This is a genomic window from Bradyrhizobium sp. S69 (assembly GCF_009766005.1).
In the GTDB taxonomy this organism is placed as follows: Bacteria; Pseudomonadota; Alphaproteobacteria; order Rhizobiales; family Xanthobacteraceae; genus Bradyrhizobium.
Map to the genome: position 1 here is coordinate 1 of NZ_LMUK01000020.1, position 19,095 is coordinate 19,095.

16 protein-coding genes and 4 pseudogenes are annotated in these 19,095 nt (G+C 57.9%); 9 read left to right on the forward strand and 11 right to left on the reverse strand.

From position 1 onward, the window contains the following. Window positions 1-24 precede the first annotated feature (24 nt). Window positions 25-1,163 (forward strand): IS3 family transposase gene (locus GSQ88_RS06630; RefSeq protein WP_159006615.1). Its coding sequence is split into 2 segments (ribosomal slippage): window positions 25-280 and window positions 280-1,163, totalling 1,140 coding nucleotides; the frame shifts between segments, so codons are not numbered across the junction. A gap of 96 nt (window positions 1,164-1,259) precedes the next feature. On the opposite strand, the gene GSQ88_RS06635 is transcribed toward GSQ88_RS06630, so the two are convergent. Further along, entirely contained in the window at window positions 1,260-3,272 is a 2,013-nt protein-coding gene (locus GSQ88_RS06635; protein ID WP_159006594.1) for a hypothetical protein, read from the reverse strand. Window positions 3,273-3,963: 691 nt separating this feature from the next. On the opposite strand from GSQ88_RS06635, the gene GSQ88_RS06640 reads away from it, so the two are divergent. Next, a complete protein-coding gene (locus GSQ88_RS06640) occupies window positions 3,964-5,331 on the forward strand; it encodes an MBOAT family O-acyltransferase (RefSeq protein ID WP_246735099.1) in 1,368 nt (455 codons plus the stop codon). A gap of 3 nt (window positions 5,332-5,334) precedes the next feature. Then, complete coding sequence (locus GSQ88_RS06645; protein ID WP_210253762.1) at window positions 5,335-6,555, forward strand: alginate O-acetyltransferase AlgX-related protein; 1,221 nt, start codon at window positions 5,335-5,337, stop codon at window positions 6,553-6,555. An 18-nt stretch (window positions 6,556-6,573) separates the two neighbouring features. Here GSQ88_RS06645 and GSQ88_RS36145 read toward each other — a convergent pair whose 3' ends face one another. From GSQ88_RS36145 to GSQ88_RS06675, 6 genes are all read right to left on the reverse strand, one after another. Continuing rightward, window positions 6,574-6,978 (reverse strand): GtrA family protein, encoded by a 405-nt coding sequence (locus GSQ88_RS36145; RefSeq protein ID WP_159006597.1) that lies wholly within the window; start codon window positions 6,976-6,978, stop codon window positions 6,574-6,576. 2 nt (window positions 6,979-6,980) lie between these two features. Next, window positions 6,981-7,928: a GNAT family N-acetyltransferase gene (locus GSQ88_RS06655; protein WP_159006598.1), complete on the reverse strand. Its 948-nt coding sequence runs from the start codon at window positions 7,926-7,928 to the stop codon at window positions 6,981-6,983. 372 nt (window positions 7,929-8,300) lie between these two features. Beyond that, window positions 8,301-8,993, reverse strand: a complete 693-nt coding sequence (locus tag GSQ88_RS06660; RefSeq protein ID WP_159006599.1) for an acetyltransferase — start codon at window positions 8,991-8,993, stop codon at window positions 8,301-8,303. Next, a complete protein-coding gene (locus GSQ88_RS06665; protein ID WP_159006600.1) occupies window positions 8,993-9,748 on the reverse strand; it encodes a class I SAM-dependent methyltransferase in 756 nt (251 codons plus the stop codon). The genes GSQ88_RS06660 and GSQ88_RS06665 overlap by 1 nt, the downstream gene beginning before the upstream one ends. Then, entirely contained in the window at window positions 9,748-10,848 is a 1,101-nt protein-coding gene (locus tag GSQ88_RS06670; protein ID WP_159006601.1) for a DegT/DnrJ/EryC1/StrS family aminotransferase, read from the reverse strand. The genes GSQ88_RS06665 and GSQ88_RS06670 overlap by 1 nt, the downstream gene beginning before the upstream one ends. Before the next feature lie 50 nt (window positions 10,849-10,898). After that, entirely contained in the window at window positions 10,899-11,894 is a 996-nt protein-coding gene (locus tag GSQ88_RS06675) for an NAD-dependent epimerase/dehydratase family protein (RefSeq protein WP_210253763.1), read from the reverse strand. A 303-nt stretch (window positions 11,895-12,197) separates the two neighbouring features. Here GSQ88_RS06675 and GSQ88_RS36150 point away from each other — a divergent pair, with 303 nt between their 5' ends. Beyond that, window positions 12,198-12,503 (forward strand): hypothetical protein, encoded by a 306-nt coding sequence (locus GSQ88_RS36150; RefSeq protein WP_502706702.1) that lies wholly within the window; start codon window positions 12,198-12,200, stop codon window positions 12,501-12,503. A 150-nt stretch (window positions 12,504-12,653) separates the two neighbouring features. On the opposite strand, the gene GSQ88_RS06680 is transcribed toward GSQ88_RS36150, so the two are convergent. Next, window positions 12,654-13,085, reverse strand: coding sequence for a hypothetical protein (locus GSQ88_RS06680; RefSeq protein ID WP_159006603.1), 432 nt, complete (start codon window positions 13,083-13,085; stop codon window positions 12,654-12,656). 69 nt (window positions 13,086-13,154) lie between these two features. Here GSQ88_RS06680 and GSQ88_RS35555 point away from each other — a divergent pair. Further along, window positions 13,155-13,716, forward strand: a pseudogene (locus GSQ88_RS35555) (transposase); the annotation flags it as partial. Window positions 13,717-13,759: 43 nt separating this feature from the next. Here GSQ88_RS35555 and tnpC (GSQ88_RS06690) read toward each other — a convergent pair. The 3 genes from tnpC (GSQ88_RS06690) to GSQ88_RS36070 form a co-directional block, all read right to left on the reverse strand. Further along, a protein-coding gene (tnpC, locus tag GSQ88_RS06690; RefSeq protein WP_159006604.1) for an IS66 family transposase occupies window positions 13,760-15,399 on the reverse strand; the annotation gives its coding sequence in 2 pieces (ribosomal slippage) (window positions 13,760-14,598 and window positions 14,598-15,399; 1,641 coding nt in all). A 63-nt stretch (window positions 15,400-15,462) separates the two neighbouring features. Then, entirely contained in the window at window positions 15,463-15,810 is a 348-nt protein-coding gene (tnpB, locus tag GSQ88_RS06695) for an IS66 family insertion sequence element accessory protein TnpB (protein WP_159006605.1), read from the reverse strand. A 135-nt stretch (window positions 15,811-15,945) separates the two neighbouring features. Continuing rightward, window positions 15,946-16,203, reverse strand: coding sequence for a transposase (locus GSQ88_RS36070; RefSeq protein WP_349628205.1), 258 nt, complete (start codon window positions 16,201-16,203; stop codon window positions 15,946-15,948). Between the two features lie 58 nt (window positions 16,204-16,261). Between GSQ88_RS36070 and GSQ88_RS06705 the strand changes: the two are divergent. From GSQ88_RS06705 to tnpC (GSQ88_RS06720), 4 genes and pseudogenes are all read left to right on the forward strand, one after another. Beyond that, window positions 16,262-16,600: pseudogene (locus GSQ88_RS06705) on the forward strand (DDE-type integrase/transposase/recombinase); the annotation flags it as partial. A 94-nt stretch (window positions 16,601-16,694) separates the two neighbouring features. Beyond that, window positions 16,695-17,114: an IS66-like element accessory protein TnpA gene (tnpA, locus tag GSQ88_RS06710; protein ID WP_159006606.1), complete on the forward strand. Its 420-nt coding sequence runs from the start codon at window positions 16,695-16,697 to the stop codon at window positions 17,112-17,114. Continuing rightward, window positions 17,108-17,462 (forward strand): annotated as a pseudogene (gene tnpB / locus GSQ88_RS06715) (IS66 family insertion sequence element accessory protein TnpB). The gene tnpA and the pseudogene tnpB (GSQ88_RS06715) overlap by 7 nt, the downstream one beginning before the upstream one ends. Before the next feature lie 51 nt (window positions 17,463-17,513). Beyond that, window positions 17,514-19,080 (forward strand): annotated as a pseudogene (gene tnpC, locus GSQ88_RS06720) (IS66 family transposase). Window positions 19,081-19,095: the final 15 nt, after the last annotated feature.

A 19,095-nucleotide genomic window follows, 5' to 3' on the forward strand; every position in this document is an offset into this window, starting at 1 on the left:
TGGATTTGATGACGAGGATGATCCATCATGAAGACACGCAGACGGTTTACGGCTGAGTTCAAGGCCAAGGTTGCTCTGGAAGCGATCAAGGGCCACCAGACGGTTGCAGAGTTGGCGACCAGGCACGCGTTGCATCCCACCCAGATTACGGCGTGGAAACGCGAGGCGATCGAGAAGCTGGCGAAGGTGTTCGATGACAAGGGCGCTGAGGTTCAGGCCAACCGCGACGCCGAGGTCACGAAGCTTCACGCCAAGATCGGTCAGCTTGTTGTGGAGCGAGATTTTTTGGCCAAAGCCTTCGATCGCTGAGCCTGGATCGGAGGAAGGCAATGATCGAACCGGATCATCCACGGCTCTCGATTGTACGTCAGTGTGAGCTGGCATCGATCAGCCGCTCGTCGTTCTATCGTGCTCCCACGATGGAGAACGAGGCGACACTCAGGTTGATGCGCCTGATCGACGGGCAGTTCCTGGAGACACCGTGGTACGGTTCGCGTCAGATGACCCGACATCTGCGGCGCAACGGCTGGTGCATTGGCCGTCATCGGGCCCGGCGGCTTATGAGCAAAATGGGTTTGGCACCGATCTATCAGCATCCCAAAACCAGTGAGCCGCATCCGCGGCATAAGATCCATCCGTATCTGCTTCGGCATCTGACCATCGAACAGCCGAACCAGGTGTGGTGTGCGGATGTGACCTACATCCCGATGCGTCGCGGCTTCCTCTATCTTGTGGCCATCGTGGACTGGGCGAGCCGCAAAGTCTTGGCCTGGCAGCTGTCGAACACGATGGAGGCCGACTTCTGCGTTGCGGCGCTGGAGGAGGCCATTGTCCGCTACGGCAAGCCTGACATCTTCAACACCGATCAGGGCTCGCAGTTCACGAGCTTTGCCTTCACCAACACATTGAGGGAGGCCGGCATCCGCATCTCGATGGATGGTCGTGGTCGCTGGATGGACAATGTCTTCATCGAGCGCTTGTGGCGCTCGCTCAAGTACGAGTGCGTGTTCCTGAACGCCTTCGAAACCGGCAGCGAAGCACGAGCCGGCATCGGACGCTGGATCGGATACTACAATGCCAATCGACCGCACTCGACGTTTGGCGGCAGGATGCCCGACGAGGTCTATGCTATGCAGCAAACTGAGGAGAAACTGGCGGCATAATCAACCCGGAATCCATCTTAGCCTTGCCGCCAAACTGTCCCGGAAACCGGGACCACCTCAAGCTCGACCACCGGCAATCAGTCAAGTCTCTAAAAGTTACATTCGAGGGGCCGCTAAAATGCTCGTTTTGTTCTCAGGAAACATCACTTCTTCTATCTCGGCTCTCATTGGATTCTCGCTACGAATTATCAACCGCACGGCACTCGTCTCTCGGTCGGACCATTCGGCGTTAATTTCTGACTCATTTTGCAGATCTCTTTTCGAGTAGACCGCGGTCCAGGCACCATCCGACATTACCTCAACATCCAACCCGCCGAGCCGCGAATTTCCCGAATTGATCACCCTTATGCTCCCGAGCTGAGTAACCGCCGCGAATTTTATATCGATAACGTGAGCCCGCACGGCCTCGTCCGATATCCATGAAGTGCCTCCGGCCCCGGATGCGATCCTATCGAACAACTTGTCTGCTTCATGCCCGGGCACCGCGCTGCCTTCAGCGACGACCGACTCGATGACGACAGTTCGATTGGTAAGCTCCTGATAACGGTCCTCTGCTGTGATTTGCCGATAAACGAGACTTCGTCCTGGACGCTGAAGAATTTGGCTAAGTGAAAGCTGGCTGAATTTTACGGCCCCGTATGTCTCAATAGTTGGAGACATCAGCGCGTTGAGAACAGGCACCTTCTTCATGTTCGGAAAAAACGGCCCGAGCGGATTGACCATGTAGGATAGCAATGCAACATCGGAATCGCTGTCGCCGACGATGAAAAGATTAGTAACGGGTTCGCCGCGATGCGGCACCATAACATCTCTGTGGATACTCGCCAGGCGTTCGGTGACCCATAGCCATGTGTAGCCTCCGCTTGTGCTGGCCACGGCACCATTAACACCCATCAACGCCAACAAGACGAGCCAGATCGGAACAAGCTTAGGCTTGATCGGAATGCTGCGATCGAACGCGATCGCCATCGCCAAGGTCAACGCAAGAACAGGCTCGAAAGCATAGTACGGCTGGCGATTTCCAATCAGGAGGGTGGGGCCCAACAGCGCACCGGCCCAGATCAGAGGGATCAGCACTGAAATATCAGAACCCAGACACGTGATCAACGCCACCAGCAAGGTGATAACGACCATACCTACTAACACGGCGTAGTAGCCGTACCGAATTGGATCGGAAAAGTGCAACCACGTCGCAAGATCGCCCTGACCTGACACCGACGGGATATCGAAAGACAGATTGCCCAAATTGCCCAGGAAATAATAAAAACGCGAAGCGATATGCCAAAATTCAAAATGCAGCGCGTATGGGTGATTCCCACCGATGGGCGGAGACGGTACTCCGAGCTTCATTCTGACAAGAACATACGCCACGACGAACAAAAAAAATGGCATCAACTGTACCATCACGGGAATGCGCACCGGCTCACCTCTCCGCCGGAGCTCCAAGGCGTGGAGGGCGAACACGGCCACGACGACACAGAAAAACATGACGTTGGCATCTCGGGCGAAAGCGCACAGCGCAAACAGGACAAGACTGATGCAGTAATCGACCGTTCGCCCCCCTTGAAAATAACGTAACAAAAAAAGGAATGTGCCCAGAGCGTAAGCGACCGTGAACAGCAATTCGACGACGTTGATGAGGCCTATTGTACTAAAATTGATTCTCGCGATGACGAAAAACGCTACTGCCATCAAGCGTGCGGACCTGCTATCCGTCAGGCGAAGCATGATGCGATAGAGAATCCATACGCATCCGACTAGCATAAGAAAATTGCGCCAGTGATGCACTAGCGGGTCCCAAGGCAACAGCAGCTGCGAGGAAAGAATTCCGGCATAAACCGACGGCCGGAGAAACGTGAAAATCGGTGTAAATATCGCCGTTATGAAATTCCTGTCGGCATTGATATACAACGTCCATGCGTTGAAATCTTCTCCTAGGAAGTACGCATCAAATGCGGGCCTGTTCATAAAATAAAGAACGACGGCGCACATGCCAACGACGATGAGCGTCTCCTGGAAACTCTCGGAAGTCGGCGCGACCGTTGGTCCGAACTTTCTTGCCCCAAACCACTTTGTTCGCCAGGGAGAAGCTTGCAAAACTGAATTCATCTCGATATCCAAGTATAACACCCACGCGGGGAACGATCTGATCAGCGCGGTTGCTGCCGAATGAGCTGGAGGAGCGAATGAGCGTGTGATACTGTCAACGTGCGAGAGCTGCTCCGGAAATGATTACTTAACCTGAAGGTCTCTGGGCGATTTGCAAGCACGTCATAAGAAGTTCCCTATATCGCTCATACCGCGGGTTTACAAATGACCGATAGACACAGCAGCGTGTCCTGGTGACAGGCGCAGCCGGAGGCCTTAGCCGAATGATGTGCCGTGTGCTGCAACAGGATGGCTTTCACGTCAAGGGGCTCGCTCGGCCGGAAGATCCGATCGGCTCAACGCCCTGCCGCGTGAGGCGATTTTCATCGGCTTTGTACAGGATACCGCGACAATTGCCAGGGCCATGAATGACGCCAACATCGTCGTGCACTGCGCGGCATTATTGCTCAACGCAGGCATACCTCAACGAGCGTCAATTTCAAGATGTCAACGTGGAGCAGCCTAACCGTTATGCGACACGGCATATCGGCACCTGTCTCCCTGAGAAAACCAATTGCGATGCGCGACACGAAACGTCATCATGAGCAGCGTTAAACTAAACTGACGCAGCTTTGGCTTGCTTGTTTAATGGTCACGGTCTTAATCGTACGTAAGGTGGCGGTCTACGATGGGGTTTAGTTCGATTACTTTCTTGTTTTATTTTCTGCCTACCTTTTTGATTCTATATTATCTCAGTTCCGCGCGTAATCTTGCGCTGCTCGTGGGAAGTCTTTTCTTTTATGCATGGGGCGAGCCTGTCTTCGTCACCTTGCTGCTTATTTTGATATTGGCGAATTATTCGTTTGGTCTCTGGTTGTCTGCCAAGCGCGACCGCAAGGGTGGTTCGCTGCGTATGGCCCTCGCGGTAGCCTTTAACCTCCTGATCCTCGCGTGGTTCAAGTATGCTGGATTCCTAGCAGCTCAGTTCGGCATTGCTTCCCTGGATGCCAACCCTCCACATCTGCCCCTAGGTATATCATTCTTCACCTTCCACGCCATCTCCTATCTAATCGATATCAACCGTGGCGATGCGAGGGTAGAGCGAAATCCGCTCCAGCTTGGTCTCTACATTTCAATGTTCCCACAGCTCGTTGCCGGGCCGATCGTTCGGTACAAAAATATCTTTCGCGAACTTTCGGACCGCGCCGTCAGCCTCGAACGATTCGCACTCGGTATCCGCCTGTTTGCAATCGGCCTCGGTCAAAAAGTTCTGATCGCTGATGTGCTGGCATCAATCGTCGATCAGGTATTCGGACTTCCGGCATCTGAACTAATCGCGTCCACGGCTTGGTTAGGGCTCGTGTCGTACACGTTGCAGATCTATTTTGACTTCTCGGGCTATTCGAATATGGCGATCGGCCTCGCGCATATGCTAGGTTTCACTTTCCCCGAAAATTTCAATTTTCCGTACATCAGCCAGTCGATCTCGGAATTTTGGCGTCGATGGCACATTTCGCTGTCTTCCTGGTTTCGTGACTACGTCTATATCCCACTCGGCGGCGATCGCCGAGGCCGCATTCGGACATACGTCAATTTATGGACGGTGTTTTTACTATGTGGACTTTGGCATGGCGCGAGTTGGAATTTCATTGTCTGGGGCGCCTATCACGGAACGCTCTTGGCGTGGGAGCGGAAGGCCGGACAAGCCTTCTTGCAGTCCATATGGAGGCCGCTCGCACATGCATATACGTTGATTGCTGTTGCGCTCGGATGGGTGCTCTTCCGCTGCACCAGCCTCGATCACGCGGCTTATTTTTACAAAACGCTCTTGGGACTAGGCACTGGAACTAATGATATGAATCCTCCCGATCGCTTTCTCAGTCATGGCGTCATACTCGCGCTCACGGTGGGCGCGGTGTGCTCTACACCTGCACTTGCAACCGTTGAGCGCTGGCTCGCCACCCGACGCCCGTACTTGGCAACGTCAATGGGTTCCGCGCTCGCAATGGTCTGTCTCGCGCTTGCGGCGCTCGGCGTCGCGAACTCGTCCTATTCTCCATTCATCTATTTTCGATTTTGACCGATGCGAGCAGCCCACATTCTCCTCATTGCGACGTTCGCGTGCATGATCCTAGCGCCGATGACGGCCCAGCTCATTGGCTTCGATCCCGGGCAGCCGCTTGAGGAGAATCGGACGCTCGCCAAACTGATCGCTTTTCCGAGCAGCTTGAACCAAGCGGTAAGCCTCCCGGCCGAGGCCGATGATTATTTGCGTGATCACTTCGGGCTGCGTCGCCTTGCCTTGCGTATCCACGATAAACTTGTGTGGTACATACTGCGCGAGAGCCCCTCGGTCCAGGTGACGCGCGGCCGCGATGGTACGCTCTTCTTCAACTCGCACACCGCTAAATATCCCTATTCACTAATTGCCACGAGTTGCGGTATCGGCCTATCAGCTGCCGACGTCACAGCCGCGGCCGATCAAGTAAGAACTTTTTTGCGGCAGGCTCACGGCATAAATCCGGCCAGCACGTTGGTGATCATTCCCACAAAGGCCCCGATTTATCCCGAGCTGTTACCGACCTGGCTTGACGAGCGCTGCCGGACTGCGACCCCGCCGGCAATCCTTATTGAAAGACAGTTGCTGGGCGAGCCGGAGTTGGCGACAATGCTTGACTATCCTCTCGAGGAAATGCTGGCTCTGAAAACAAGCGTGCCGGTTTATCCGTCACAGTCGTTTCATTGGGCCGGTGAGATGCCGAGGATTCTTTCTGAGCAAATCTCAGAAAAGACGTTTGGTTTGACCAAAATATTGAATTTTAGAACGCACACGGTTGTGGCACAATCTGACCTGCAGCGCTTCATACCGGGCATTCCCCTTTGGGTGGAGGTCCCCGAGCCCGATTATGCGGCGGCGGGTGTTCGACCGTGTTTCGGGCCGGCGTGCTTTCCGGAAATCGGCAAACTTGCCGAACAACTGGCTGATGTCAGCCGCTTTCGGTCTAACAATGGTGCCGGCAAGAAGCTTCTGATGGTCACCGATTCCTTCGGCGCCGCCATCGCTGTCTGGTTTTCGCAGTATTTCTCGGAGGTGTGGCACCTCAACGTCAACAGCCTCATTAATGTTTCTGGCGATCCGATCAACCAGGCCAACCTAAGCAAGGCAATTTTCTCAGACTTTAGACCGGATCGTGTGATCTATCTGTTCCATGACGGAGCCGCTTTGTATGCGCCAGCCAAGCTTTCGAAGATATTGTCTGTGAACTCTATCGTGACAACCCCGAACGACGTAGGCCGACACTGATCGATGGTCTAGCTAGCACTACACTGATAATCCCCGAGACCCCATCCGCAAGGCCAATCTGCTGCCGAGAAAATTGATCGGAACCATAATAACAAGGACCACGATCGGCGCTATTCGAGGCGATACCATTATCCGATCAACCGCAGCCGTCAAGATCAATAAGCTTAAGCCATAGCTGATGATATAGTAAATGGTGAAACTAGCGGCGGAAACGAAATGTAGCCTCCTTCCAAATACGATGTGCGCGCTCGCGACCATACTGAACATAATCCCAGCGAAAAATGACAGCGTAAACGCGACCCTATATGGCGCCGCAAGAAGCAAGAGCTGATAGAGGGCGAAAGTCGCAACGCTATTGATGGCGCCGACAAATAGAAATCGTGAGAACTGTCGGAGGCCGTGCCGCAAACTCGCATCCTTCATCGTCAAACCGTGTCCAGATCAATCCTGTAAAAATCTTGCGCGACGGCGCGTCCCCCGAAGCCTTCCTTCTGCGCGATCAGCCCGCGATTTAATATGCGTCCTTGCTGCTCATTCGAGATTCCGAAATCAAAACACGATCGTTGCCCGCACGCGTGGCTCAGCAGATGAACGAATAGCCAATCCAGCGCGTGCAGCTCACGCCCCCGTTCCGACGAGGCGATATATTGCGCATGCGCCACTTCGGTTGAGAAATAGATGACGACGCCTGCGAGAAGTTCGTCGCCAAGGCTAGCGGTATAGAGCGCGATATTGCCGGGGAAAGCCCCCTTCAGATATCGGATCTCTTGCAACGAGTGAACCGGTTTGGTCGCAAAGCGACTTTCCAGATGGCCGGACAGCAGCGACCAGTATCCTACCCAGTCGTCGGATTCGCCGACGGTCACCCCGGCACGCTCGGCCTTAGCAACCCCACGGCGGCGCCGCTCCTGAAGCTTGGGCCTACGGCTCATACGAACCACGCTAAGCACGTCGCGCCGGTACAACGATGCGTTTGCGATGAAGAGCGCGTAGCGATCCTCCTCGGCCGGCACCGAATGATAGATCGACGGGATGGTCTTGTAGTGAATGCTCCGAATTCCTGCATCCCGTAGATAAATGCTAACCGCCTCGAAGATCTGGAGCATCAACTGCGTCGTCATGGCCTCGCTGGTGATGAAACCACCATAGGTCAGGCCACCGTGACTGTGCAGCTGGTCATCGACGCGGTTGGCCGGCAGCAACGCGAGAATCCGCTGGCCATCGAACACAACAAGCGAGTGGTCGACAAACCGGTCTCGATGATACTCGACGTAGTCTCGACAAAACAGGAATGTTCCATTCTTGCTCGTCGCAACGAAGCTGTCCCAGGCGAGACGCAGCTCGCCGCTGTAAAGCCGTATGTCGATGGTCATGAACCGATATACCCTGGAGAAACACGTCTTCGACGACGGCTTCCGGTTTGTTGTTCCCCGCGTCGAAAACACACCGCTATTCACCGAACATGAACAATATCAGGCCTGAGAAGAAGCTACGCGCGCGTCGAGCAGGCGCTCAAGATTCTCGATCTCTTTATGCAGTTCCAGGATCAATTTCGCGTTATAGTAACTGGAACCACCAACGAGAGTACTTTTTAGACCTGTGTGGTCATGAGTGTTCAGCCTCTTCCAGCATACTTTTGAACCCGATCATGCTGAATATTTCGGGCAAGGCATCAAACCGTCTCCAAGGTCGAAACGAAATTCTCGCCGGATGGCGCATAGACCAAGCTTGCTCCACGCCATGTCCTAGTCCTTCACCCTGAAAAAACGAAGAGCGCTTACTTTGGAAGGTTCGGCCGCCGGCCCGCGATAGAGCTCGGCTTCCTTGGTATCCTGGGTAATGACGACGCCGGGACCAATCCAGCAATCGCGCGCGATGGACACGTTATTGCCAACGGCAACATTGACGCCGAGGAAACAATTGGAGCCCACATTGCAAAATCCCGAGATAACGACATGGGACGAGACAAAGACATTGTCGGCGATGTGCGAGTGGTGGCCGATGTGATTGCCGCTCCACAGCACAACATTGTCGCCAATTGTCACAAACGGTTGGACAACATTGTTTTCAAAAATGAAGCAGTGTTTTCCCAGCGTCACATTGGGCCAGACAAAGGCGCGGCTACTGACGTAGCTAGCCATCGCGTAACCGATCTGTTCCGCCGCCCGCAACAGGCGGCTGCGAAGACGGTTAAGCTGGCTATAAACAATAGCAACATAGGCGTAGTGATCAGTCGGAGGAAATCGAACGGCGATCTCGTCAAGCGGGACGACTGGTAGGCCCAGCAGCAACTCGCTCTTGAGGTAGATGCGCTCAACGGCAAAGGCGACGACGATGTATTCGGAATCACGGGTGAAATATTCACAGGCCACTTCCGCGAACGCGCTGTCGCCGATGATGACCAGGTTTTTGAACTTTGTCCTCGTTTGCGAATTCATCAGGGCCTCCGAATGAGAATGTCTTCACGCCGGTTCGCCATCGGCAGTGATGGCGGCTGCGGCATAAGATAGGCATCCGCCCCCGCGGCACGCGCCCGTAAAACAAGCCCGGTTAAAACTGCATCATCGATTGTCCCCGGCAGCGGCCCATTCGGACGCGATGGAGGCAGCGCGTCGCTGCCGGTGAACTGCTTGTGAAAGGCGATGCCTGCCTCGCTCGAAAAAAACCGAAAGCGCTTGGAAGCATTCGGGATATCACCGATCAGGCATTCGCCACCGGGTGCCATGAAATCCAAGATAGTATCGATAAAGTGGAACGGATTTCCGTCGACAAAGACATAGTGAAAAACCGAATAGCAAATAATGACGTCGACTTTTCCCTTAAGCTCGCCGAGGCTCTCCTTGCAGTCCGGGAACATGCCGGGATGTTTCTCGACAAAGCCATTATCCGGAAGCTGCGCCAGCATCTCCGGCGAGTCCACCAAGTGAAGGCGATGCTCCTGCAGTTCGCAGAGGCCATAAAGCATCTCTGGAATGCCGCTGCACCCTGGACCGATATCCAAGATCTGCAGTTTGCGTTCGCCGAGCCGAGGCAGCTTCTGGCAAATATCGTGGAAAATGTGCTGCTCAAATCCCTCGCGATAGGAATTCGGAAAGCCGATCTTTTCATACTTGCTCAGCCGGTCGTCAGATGCGAGCTGAGCGAACCTCTGATAAGTCAATTTGCTCCACTCGATGTCAGGCTTGTCGGTCATCAAGCGTTCACCGAAAAAGTATGCAGTGCGTCGCACACCCGGAGGATCTCGTCCTCGGACATTTCCGGGAAGCAAGGCAGCGTTAGGATTTCCTGCGTCGCATGTTCTGTTGCCGCCAGCGGAACCGGGCACCGAAAAATCCCCTGCAGCGCGACTTGCTGATAATCGGGAACCGGATAATGAACGCCGGTCGAGATGCCGTTCTTTGCCAACCAATCCCGAAGCGCCTGACGATCGCGCGTACGGGCAACGCACAGATGCGCCACATAGGCTGGGTCTAGCGCATCAGGCAACTTGATCTCGGGCGCTGCTGCAACCCCATAGCGTCGGACGATCTCGCGTCGGCGCGCGTTCCATCTGTCGAGATGCGGCAGCTTGACCCGCAAGACCGCGGCCTGAATCTCGTCCAGCCGGCTGTTCCGCCCATAGGGGAACGCAGCCTCATACTTGCTCGCCCAGCCATACTGGCGAAGCGCCCGCAGCGTCCTTCCGATTTGCTCGCCGTTCGTCACAATCGCGCCTCCGTCCCCGATCGCACCCAAGTTCTTGGTCGGGTAGAAACTGAAGCAGCCGACCGCTCCCCAGCTCCCTGCCCGGCGCCCGTTTCGCTCGGCGCCATGCGCCTGCGCACAATCCTCCACGACCGATACCCCCTGCCCTGCAGCCAGCTCTGTAAGCTCCTCGATCGCAGCCAGCTGGCCGTACAGATGAGTCACGATCACGGCTTTGGTCTGCAAGGTCATGCAGCGCCGGAGCGAATTTGGATCCATGGTCATGGTCGCGGGGTTGATATCTGCGAACACGGGTGTCGCCCCGATCGCCGCGGTGGCGGCGGACGCATACATCCCAGCATTGGCGACGGTCACGACTTCGCTGCCAGGACCGCAGCCCAGCGCCCGCAGAGCCAGCTCCAGAGCGTCCGTTCCATTAGCAACGCCGACGCAATCACGGGTTCCTGTGTAAAAGGCAAATTCCGCTTCAAACGAGGAGACCTGCTCGCCCAACACGAAACTGCCGCTGATAACCACCTCGTTCATCGCCGCAAGGATTTGTGGTTCGAGCGTCTGGCGCTTCAGATCGTTGAGGGGAATTTGCTTCATGGTGACGTCAGCCTTTACCAAGCGGACTAATAGATCACGATATTCCGCGGCTACAAATAGTGGCGGGAATTCGCGCGATAAAAGTCGACGGTCCGCTCGAGACCCACTCGCAACGGAGTTTGCGGCCGCCATTCGGTCAATCTCCGAAACAAGCTATCATCGGTAAAATAATTGCCGATGTCTATGCGCTTGCGGTCCGCTGGGAATTCGCAGACGCGAAAGCCCGCGGTCTGAGTTCCATCCACCAGAAGCCCAGCCAACTCCGCCAGACTCACAGCTTCAGAGCCGCCCACATTTATCACCTTACCGATCGTGCTGTCGCTCAGCGCGGTCGCAATGAATGCATCTGCGGCATCCTCGACGTAGAGAAAGTCGCGCACCTGCTCGCCACCCCACACCTCGAACGGCTGTCCCAAAATCACATTCTTGATCCAGATCCCCAAGAAGATCTGGCGGGCATCCCTGATCCGCATGTGCGGACCGTAAGTATTCGTCAGCCGTAGCACCGTGCTGCGGATGCCGTGGGCCTGATGATAGAGGAGATGATATGACTCTCCAGACACCTTGTTGATCCCGTTGACGTCGACTGGATGTATCGGATGCTTCTCATCGACCGGGAGATATTGAGGCCGGCCATAGACCTGGCGCGTGCTGGCATAAACGATCCGGACGGACGGATTGATCTCTCGGCAAGCCTCGAGCAGGGACAGCTGAGCCAGACAATTGATCTGCAGATCTTCGAACGGCGCACTCATCGAATCCATATGACTGGTCTGGCCGGCGAGATTGAAAATGAAATCGCAATCCCGCAGCAGATAACGCAACCCATGGGTGTCGCGAATGTCGGAAATGTTGATCCGGACGCGATCGCGAATATTTTCGATATTGAAGAGATTGCCTCCAAAATTCTCGTTCAAGCTATCGACGAGCAGCACATCAACGTCCGCTCCAAAATCGGCAAGGCGACGAGCCAAGGCCGATCCGATCAGCCCCAGCCCGCCCGTAATCATGACCTTCCGCCGAGAGAATGGAGAGAGGTCTTGCACAATCTATCCCCCTTGCAAACCGATAAGGCAATTCCAGGATAGGTTCATTTCCGTCAATTCCAATACCGCCGAGCCCGCTCGGCGAATCATTTCTGTGACCTATGAGCAAAGTGTTAGCCACTTCACTACGTCAGCCTATGCACCGGCGCAACCTGTGAGTATTGAATCGCGACGACGGGTCGCCGCAAAATCACATTTTGCGGCGTCAGGTTAGAATTCGGGCCGGTCGCAACCTGCTGTGCCACGGTGGCGCGTCTATGAGCCGGACTCAAAAAGAAGCTGAGTGATTTCAGCCGGTTGTGATTGCTGAAGCTGGCGCGGACGGTCGACTGGAGACTTCTGGAAGAGAAATTCAGCGCCGTTTACAACGATGGCGCGGGCCAGCCGCCGTTGCCGACCCGGCGGATGGCGGAGCTGCGATACTCACTGCATTTCACAGCCCTCTCAAACACGACAACGGCGGAGCCGTTGCGCGGGGATGACATCCGTGGAGCATTCCCGCGTCATGGCTGGAGCGCGGTACGGAAGGCCCGCCGGCGTGGGCGGGCCTTGGTGTCGTGTCGCAAGTGGCGCGGCCGTTGCCGCGCTCCTGCAGCAGGGTGCTGGTAGGCGTTCCATCCGAGACGCTGTTGCCACCGGTGATATTGTTGGTCTTGTAGGACATGATCGCGCCGCCGGATGGAGCCAGAGCCAGACCGATGGAATTCCCGAACACGCTGCTGTTGGACATGAACACAAACGATTTGGGGCCGGCGGAGCTCACCCCACCGCAGCACCTCCGCTAGTCGGTATTATCGCCGAAATGCCGGCAACCGCGGCGCCCGCCGACACCGTATTGTTGACATAGATCGCTGTTTCCACGGTGGCGTTGGTGCCGTCCACGACGATCCCGTTGACATTGCCGAACGCGAACACGCCGCTGATGGTGCCGTGGAGGCTTCCGCCGCTGGACGGCTTGATGCTGACGGCGCCGCCGGTGCCCGATCCGTTGTTGATGATCCTGGTATCGGTGACGAACAGGCTGCTGGCGGCGGTGGGCCAAGACGTCAAACGAACCCGCCGATAGGAATTGAGGAATTCGCGGATCGTGCGCTTGTCGATATGCAGCGCCTGGCCGGTGTTGAACACGATGCCATTGAGCCCCGGCGTGGTGACCGTTCCGATGATATCGAGGCCGCGCAGCTCCACCACGTCGCCGGTGCCGGCACTTAATGCCGTTCGTGCCGGTGACGTTGCCCCCGCGGTTTAATCCATGTTGAACTGGAGTCTGGCCCTTTAGGGAAGGACCAGAGGACGAAGCGGAAGCGGTTTACGGAAGAGCAGATTATTCGGGTTTTGAAGGAGCACGAGTTGGGCGCCAAGACCGCCGACCTATGCCGCAAGCACGGGATCAGCAAGGCGACCTTCTACAACTGGAAGAGAAAATTTGGCGGGATGGACGTGTCCGAATCCGAGCGGCTCAAGCAGCTTGCGGACGAGAACGGCAAGCTGAAGAAGCTGTTGGCCGATGCGATGCTCGACAATACGGCTTTGAAAGATCTTCTGTCAAAAAAATGGTGACGCCCGCTGTGAAGCGAGAGGCGGTCGCACATCTCAGGACGGAACACGAGATGAGCGAGCGGCGGGCGTGTCGGCTGATCGGCTGCCAGCGGATGACGGTGCGCTATCGCTCCCGGCGCCCGGATGATCCGACCTTGCGCGAACGGCTTTACGGCTGCGGGCGCTTGCACGAGAACGCCGGCGGTTCGGCTACCTGCGGCTTCTTATCTTCCTCCGTCGGGAAGGTTTTATCGTGAACCACAAACGGCTTTTCCGCATCTATGTTAGCACCCGGTGAGGACCGTGGCGGGGTTGCTCGCGTGCCGTCAAGCCGCGTGACGGTTTCTGACGTTTAGCTGGCGCCAATTCCACGGCAGCAATTCGTCGAGTTTTTGGACGGGATGCTCGGCGATGCGAGCCAGGACATCGGCGAGCCAAGCCTGCGGATCAATATCGTTCATCTTGGCCGTGACGATCAGGCTGTACATCACCGCGGCTCGCTCGCCGCCACGGTCGGAGCCGCAGAACAACCAGGATTTTCTCCCCAGCGCGATACCGCGCACACCGCGTTCGGCGGCATTGTTCGACAGACAGATGCGGCCATCGTCAAGGAAGCGCGTGAACGCGGTCCAGCGCTTGAGCATGTAGTCCATGGCCTTGGCGACGTCGTTGCCGCGCGAGAGCTTGGCGCGCTGCTCACGCATCCAGGCCTCCAGATTGGCGACCAGCGGTGCGCTGAGCTCCTGTCGAACGGCCCTGCGCCTTTCGGGGCTTTGTCCGTTGATCGCCCGCTCGATCTCGAACAGCTCATCGATCCGGCGGACCGCTTCCAGCGCCAGCGGCGAGATCGCCGCCGGCTTCTTGCCTTGTGCCTTGCGACGGGCGTTCTCGGCCAGATCCGCCATCACGAAGAACGGGCGCCGGACATGGACCCAACAGGCGGCTTCCAGGATTGGCCCAGACGCGCGGCCGCCCTCGTAAAGCTTGCCATAGCCTTCATAGGCGTCAGCCTGGAAGAGCCCAGTGTAGTTGGCCAGATGAGCCTGCGGATGTTTGCCGGCCCGGTCGCGCGAGTAATAAAACACCGCCCCCGGCGGCGTCGGCCCGCCAAACGGCTTGTCGTCCCTCACGTAGACCCAGATCCGGCCGGTATCGGACTTGCCTTGGCCAGAACCGGCACCCTGGTGTCGTCGCCATGCAATCGCTCGGCACTCAGAACGTAGGCCTCGAGGCGCTTGAACAACGGCATCAGCGCCGCCGTGCAGCCGCCGACCTGGTCGGCCAGGGTCGACAGGCTGATCGGCACGCCCTCCTTGGCGTAGCGCTCAGCCTGTCGGTTGAGCGGCTGGTGCTGGCCAAACTTCTCGAACAACACCATCGCCAGCAGGCTGGGTCCGGCCCAGCCCCTGGCAATCACGTGGAACGGCGCCGGAGGCTGGCTGATCTTCTCGCAGTCCCGGCAGGAGAACTTCTCCCGGACGTGCTGGATCACCTTCCAGGACTTTGGGATGACCTCCAGTGTCTCGGTGACGTCCTCGCCGAGCCTGGACAGCCGCGATCCGCCGCAACAGCTGCAGGCCACAGGCCCCGGCACGATCACCCGTTCGCGGGGCAGATGATCCGGGAACGGCTGGCGGGACGGCCGCTTGCGCGTGAACGACGCCACGGTGGTGGTTGTGTTCTTGGTTTTGGCCGCTGCGATTTCGGCGGCAAGTTCGTCCTCGGTCGCTGCGGTCTCCAGTTCCTCAAGCGTCAACTCGAGCTGGTCCAAAAGCCGCGCGGTACGCTCCGAGCGCGGGCCATAGCGATCTCGGTTCAGCTTCTCGATCTGCAGCTTCAGATGGGCGATCAGCGCCTGGTCGTCGGATTGTTGAGCCCGCGCCGCGGCGGCCTCCGCGCGCGCGACAATCAAGGCCGCTTTCAGCGCTTCGACATCATCGGGTAGAGGTTCAAGGCCGCCTTCCATGACACCGATGGAATCACAAAATCAGCGATTTGCGGCGACTTTTTTCTGCACCCCAGAACTTTTTTAGCCCGCGCTCTGCGGTCGCCAGGTGTGTTGCGGGTTTCTCCAGTCGATCGCCTCCAACAGATAACTCATCTGTGCCGCACTCAGCGCCACCACGCCATCCACCGTCGCCGGCCAGACAAACCGTCCACGGTCGAGCCGCTTGGCGTAAAGCGACAGCCCGATCCCGTCATGCCACAGGGCTTTAATCAACGAACCCGCGCGACCGCGGAACACGAAGACGTCGCCCGCGAACGGATCGCGGCCGAGACCCTCTTGCACCAGCAGCGCCAAGCCATTCATCCCTTTCCTCATGTCGGTGTGGCCGCTGGCAATCCAGATCCGCACACCTGCCGCGACCGGGATCATCGCCGCTCCAGAATGGCAAGTACCCGCGCCAGTGCGGCCGCATCGACGCCGGCATCGACAATGACGCGACGATCCTTCCCGATCTCGATAACCATGCGGCCCGTCGTCAACGTGCTGGATTCCCCTGCGACCGTCTCAGCGGTAGCAACCACCGCCCGCACGAAGCCGGTCTGCTGTATGCCAGCGCCCAGGCTCGGCGCGGAAGGCGCGCCGCCACGTCACCAGCAATGACCGCGAAATGCCATGGTGCCTGGCTGTCGACGAGATCGCACGCGGCGTCTCCAAGCTCTCCAACACGATGCGAAGCTTATCGTCGTCGGACCAGCGCCGCCGCCGGCCCGTCTCGACGACCTCTAACCGTTCAGTCTGAGTACTGTGCTTATCGACATCCATAAGGACTGTTACAGCGCAATCGACCTAACCCAACAAGGCGGCCCACACCGGAGGGAGACGCATCTATCGGGAGGAACGTCTGATGGTACGCAAACGGGGCGGTCGCAAAAGGGCTCTCGGGATAAGGGCGCCGATGGCGGCGCCGCAGTTGCCTAATGATCGCTGGTCGCTCAACTTCGTCTCCGATCAAATGGCGAGCGGTCGCAGATTCTGCATCCTTGCGATCTTTGACGATTGCACCCGGGAATGCCTTGCAGCCGTAGCCGACATCTCGCTGTCCGGCCGCCGGGTGGCCCGCGAACTCGATCTTCTGATCGCCAGGCGCGGCCGGCCCAGGACGATCGTCAGCGACAATGGGACCGAACTGACCAGCAACGCGATCCTCGGCTGGGCCGAGCAAACCGTAAGCGTAGCGCCGAGGCCCTTGAGATTGTTTGTGCGGAATCTTGTGAGCACCGTAAGAAGAGTCATCTTCTGCAAGGGTGCTCACAATGGACGACCATTCGGACGACATAAGACGACCGTCGCCACGTATTGAAGTTTATACTGGCGCGGGTCGAAAGCGCTGGCCGGACGATTTGAAGGCGCGGATTGCTGCGGAAAGCCTCAAGCCTGGCGCGATTGTCACAGATGTTGCCCGCCGCCATGGCTGCCGGCCCCAGCAGGTGCATGATTGGCGGCGTCGAGCGCGTTTGGGCCAGTTGGTGCTACCGGTTTCAGCGAATACCTTATCGTTTGTGCCTTTGGTCTCGGAATCGTCGCTCCCGGCGTCCACGGAGTCCTCCGTGTCGCCGGGAGCAGCCGTTGTGACGGTCGAGCTCCAGGGGGCACGAGTTGAGATACGCGGAACGCCTGGCGTTGCTGTGTTGAGCGATGTGTTCATAGCGCTTCGACGGACACGCTCATGCTGACGCCACCCGCGAGCCTCATGATTTACGTGGCGACGCAACCTGTGGACTTCAGAAAGGGGCGCGGATGGCTTGGCGCTCCTGGCGAAGGAGACCTTGGGCCATGATCCGATGAAGGGCGTGGCGGTGGTCTTCCGTGCGAAGCGCGCCGATCGGGTAAAGATTGTCGTCTGGGACGGCAGTGGCCTTGTGCTTTATTGGAAGCGGCTTGAGGGTAGCGCCTTCAAGTGGCCGCCGGTCGTTGACGGCGTGATGCGGATGAATGCCGCGCAGCTGTCGGCGCTTCTGGCCGGCATGGATTGGACACGTATGCATGCGCCTCGAGTCCCGCAGCCGAAAGCACTTGCGTAGAAAATAAAATCTTCGCTGCATCGGCGCGCGAAGCATGGCAGACTTGGGTCGATGAGTGATTTGCCTGATGAGCTGCCGAGCGACCCAGCCGAGTTGCGTGTCTTTGCCGCGGCTCTGCTGGATCGCTGCGCGCGGCTAGAGCGGTTGCTCAAGCTTGCGAAAGACGCGCAGTTCGGTCGATCGTCGGAGAAACTGGACGCTGATCAGCTCCAGCTTGTTCTGGAGGATATCGATCAGGCCGTCGCCGCTCTCGAAGCAGCCGAGGACCGCGCCGCTCCCAAAACACGCGAGAGGAGAGCAGCCGCGCGCAGGGCCAACCGTGGCAGCTGCCGGAGCATTTGCCACGCTTCGTCGAAACGCTGATGCCTGCAGCAACCTGCTGCCCGTCCTGCAAAGGCGATCTCGTTGAGATAGGCCACGACGAGAGCCAGAGGCTGGACGTCGTACCGGCGCAGTATCGCGTCATCGTCACCCGCCGGCCCAAGCTGGCCTGCCGCGCCTGTCATGGCGTCGTCCTTCAGCACGCCGCGCCGGAACGATTAATCAGGGGTGGGTTGCCCACCGAGCGGCTCGTCGCACATGTGATCGACGCCAAGTATCATTGGCATTTGCCGCTTTACCGGCAGGCGCAGATGCTGGCGACCCACGGTATCGCCATCGACCGTTCCACGCTCGCCTTTTGGGTCGGCTATGCCGCCCAGGAGCTGAAACCCCTATGGCACCGTCTGCGCGAGCTTTTGCTCGCCTCCGCGAAACTCTGTGTCGACGAGACGCCAACGCCGGTACTGGATCCGGGGCGCGGCAGGACCAAAACCGGCTACTTCTGGGCGCTCTCGCGCGATGACAGGGCCTTGGGCCGGGCCTGATCCGCCCGGGGTGGTCTATGCCTATGCACCGGGCCGCGGGGCCGTCCATGGCTTGAGGCTGCTCGCAGGCTATCGCGGCATTATCCACTGCGATGGCTACCAGGTTTACAAGACCATGACCCGAGAGACGCGTGCGGACGCCTTGTCCGGCACGCTCGCGTTCTGCTGGTCGCATCTGCGGCGCCAGTTTGTGAAGATCGAGCGCGAAGCTTCGCCGGCGCCCGCTCCGGTTGCCCGTGAGGCCCTCGAGCGCATCGCTCGGCTCTACGCGGTCGAGAAAGCCTTCCGCGGCCAATCTGATGCCGAGCGTCGCGCGGGCCGGCAAGCGCATGCCCGGCCTCTGGCCGCAGCCTTGAAACAGTGGTTTGAGGCAAAGCTTGATCACCTTGCGCAGAAGAGCGACACGGCGAAGGCTTTGCGTTATGCGCTGCGCCATTGGGACGGCCTGACGCTCTACCTTGATGACGGGCGCATCGAGATGGATACGAATGCGGTCGAGCGTGCGATGCGGCCGATCAAGCTGAGCGCGAAGAACTCCCTGTTCGCTGGGTGCGACGAGGGTGCCGAGAATTGGGCATTACTGGCTTCACTCATTGAAACGTGCAACGCTCAATGGCGTCAGCGCCGAGCACTGGCTCTCCGACGTCCTCGCCAAGCTCGTCAATGGCTGGCCTGCAGTGCGACTGGATGAACTGCTTCCCTGGGCATCGACTTACACTATGCATGCATACGGTCCGAGGCTGGCGGCGTGAGCCTCAAAACGACCG